This window comes from Collinsella sp. SGI.033 (genome assembly GCF_050315135.1).
Classification (GTDB): Bacteria; Actinomycetota; Coriobacteriia; order Coriobacteriales; family Coriobacteriaceae; genus Collinsella.
In genome coordinates this window covers 1-3,144 of the sequence record NZ_JBNPOK010000044.1, presented here as the reverse complement: position 1 = coordinate 3,144, position 3,144 = coordinate 1, and the positions used below count along the sequence as shown (strand labels likewise).

Genomic DNA, 3,144 nt, shown 5'->3' with positions numbered 1-3,144 from the left:
GACTGAGCAAAGGATTAAATATGAGTGACGGAAAGAAAAAGCTTTCCTTCCTGACGGTCATTTCGACCATCATCTGCGTCGTCTTCGTTTGCGAGGCCGCCGCTCCTGCTGCTGCCATTGGCAACCAGCAGTTCTTCTGGTGGATCTTCCTGATCCTGACCTTCCTGCTCCCTTACGGCATGGTCGTCGCCGAGCTCGGCACCACCTATGACGGCGAGGGCGGCATTTACGACTGGGTACGCGATGGCCTGGGCGACAAGTGGGGCGCCCGCATTTCGTACTACTACTGGGTCAACTACCCCCTGTGGATCGCCTCGCTGGCGACCATGTTCCCCGACATCCTGGGCATGGTCTTTGGCGTCGAGTTCAACCTGATCGCCAAGATGGGCATCGAGCTCGCCTTCGTGTGGATCGTCTACCTCATGGGCCGCTCCAAGGCGGCCGACTCCGAGTGGGTCCTCAACGGCGGCGCCCTGATCAAGGTCGCCGTTGCCGTCATCGTCGGCGCCCTGGGCATCTGGTATGCCATGGAGAACGGTTTCGCGAACGACATGTCCGCCGCCACCTTCCTGCCCGAGCTCACCAACACCAACGCCCTGGGCTACCTGTCCATCATCATCTTCAACTTCACGGGCTTCGAGGTCATCTGCACCTTCGCTAAGGACATGGAGAACCCGACCCACGACATTCCGAAGGCCATCATCCTGGGCGGCCTGACCATTGGCGCCATCTACCTGTTCGCTGGCTTCGGCATCGGCGCCGCCATCCCGGCCGACTCCATCGACCCCGACTACGGCATGATCGTCGCAGTCCAGACCATGGTGGGCGATTCCGTGCTCTTCAAGGTCATCTGCATCGCCTTCCTGATCACCCTGTTCGCCAACATGGCCGCCTGGTCCTTCGGCGTCAACTCCGTCGCCCGCTACGCCGCCGAGCACGGCAACATGCCCAAGGTCTTCGCCTCGATGGTCTCCGAGGACGACATGCCCAACGGCGCCAACCTGGTCAACGCCGTCGTCGCCTCCCTGGTCCTCTGCCTGCAGCTCGTTCCCGTCGACGCCATCTCCAACGGCGTCTTCTGGATGCTCTTCGGCACCTCCGTCGTCTTCCTGCTGCTCACCTACATCCCGATGTTCCCGGCGTTCCTCAACCTCCGCAAGAACGACCCCAACCGCGAGCGCATCTTCACGTTCCCGTTCAAGGGCGCGATGATGAAGGTCATGCTGGCCATCCCCTGCATCGAGCTGATCCTGGCCATCGTCGCGACGCTGGCACCGTTCTCCGCCGCCGAGGTCGGCGAGAAGGTCCCGATGATCATCATCTTCATCGTGCTCATGCTCATCGGCGAGGTCGTCCGCGTCGTCAGCGCCAAGGGCCGCGAGACCGAGTACAAGGGCCTCACCCCCGAGCTGGCCGCCCAGCGCCTCGCCGAGGAGGCCGAGGAGAACTAGGGCACCCGGCCCCGGGCACCCCGGCCTCTCCGGAGGCGTGCCCGGGCGACAGGTCCGCCAACCATTCCCCGGGGCGGGTGCAGGCGATAGCTCCGGCAGCCGCCGACCGCCCCGACCCCTCTCCCGTATCCCTCGTGCGTCCTGTCTCCGCGCACCTGGCTACGTCGTCGCCCGCCGGTGCGACCCCGTGAAAACCGGCGCCGGGCGCCCCGACCTCTGCCGGGGGACGGGCGCCCGCCATCTCTTGGTCCTAGGCCGCGGGCAGCCCGCCCGCGGCAGACGATCGTTCGGTTTGGAGGAAATCTTATGCGTACGATCACCGAGTCCGAGTCCACCCCGAGGGCCGACGGCTTCTTCATGCCCGCCGAGTTCGCCCCCCAGGACCGCGTGTGGATAGGCTGGCCCCACCGCACCGACACCTGGGCCCACGGCGCCAAGCCCGCCCAGAAGCAGTATGCCGCCATCGCCCGCGCCATCTCCGAGTTCACCCCGGTCTATATGTGCGCCAACCAGGTCGACTACGCCAACTGCAAGGCCGTCTTCGAGAACGACGAGAACGTCACCGTCGTCGAGATGACCACCGACGACGCCTGGTTCCGCGACACCGGCGCCACCTACGTCATCAACGGCAAGGGCGACAAGCGCGCCAACCACTGGCACTTCAACGGCTACGGCGGCCTCATCGACGGCCTCTACTTCCCGTGGGACAAGGACGAGCAGATCGCCCTCAAGATGGCCGAGCTCTCCGGCTGCCGCCGCTACCGTCCCGACGACATGATCCTCGAGGGCGGCTCCATCACCGTCGACGGCGAGGGCACCCTCGTCGTCACCGACCAGTGCCTCCTGTCCCCCGGCCGCACCTGCTCCGCGGTGCTCGAGGAGGAGGAGGACCCCGAGTCCCTCTGGCCCAAGTACCGCAAGAAGTTCGAGCCCTGGAGCGAGGAGCTTCGCGAGTACATGACCGAGCACCTCAAGGACTACCTCGGCGTCGAGAAGGTCATCTGGGTCAAGGAGGGCATCGACCCCGAGGAGACCAACGGCCACATCGACGACGTCGCCACCTTCATCGCCCCGGGCGTCATGGTCTGCATCTGGACCGACGACCCCGAGTACCCGTTCTACGAGCAGTGCCACGCCGCCTACGAGACCCTCTCCAACGCGGTTGACGCCAAGGGCCGCAAGCTGAAGGTCTACAAGCTCTGCATGCCCGTGAAGCCGCTGTACATGGACCAGGCCTCCTGCGACACCATCGACGCCGACGAGAACGCCGAGCCGCGCGTCCCCGACGAGCCGCTGATCGCCTCCTACATGAACTACCTCGTGACCAACCACGGCGTCATCGTCCCGCAGTACGGCGACGAGAACGACCAGCTGGCCGTCGACACGCTCCAGGAGATCTACGACGAGGTCTGGGGCGAGGGCGTCTACAAGTGCGTGGGCGTCAAGTCCGACCAGGTCGTCTACGGCGGCGGCAACATCCACTGCATCACGCAGCAGGAGCCGTCCGCCTAATAGCCCGGCTTGCCGGGGCGCGGCGCCCCTCTTTCACGGGGGTCCGCCGCACCCCGGAGGCCCGGCCGGCCAGGCGAACGGGGCCGCCTGGCCGGCCGGCCGGGCTTTCCCCGGGCGCTCCGCTGCCTCCACACCGGAGCGCCCTTCCCCTTCGATTGGATACCCGCCTGGCCTGGGACCT

At 65.9% G+C, this 3,144-nt stretch carries 2 protein-coding genes; both read left to right on the top strand.

Features of this window, described 5'->3' with window-relative positions; translation table 11 throughout:
• The coding region (locus ACQRC0_RS08620) for an APC family permease (RefSeq protein ID WP_427729292.1) at positions 1–1,451 on the top strand (1,451 nt) is incomplete at its 5' end.
• Positions 1,452–1,757: 306 nt separating this feature from the next.
• The gene (locus ACQRC0_RS08615; protein WP_154514952.1) at positions 1,758–2,963 is read left to right on the top strand and encodes an agmatine deiminase family protein; all 1,206 of its coding nucleotides are present in this window, start codon (positions 1,758–1,760) and stop codon (positions 2,961–2,963) included.
• Positions 2,964–3,144: the final 181 nt, after the last annotated feature.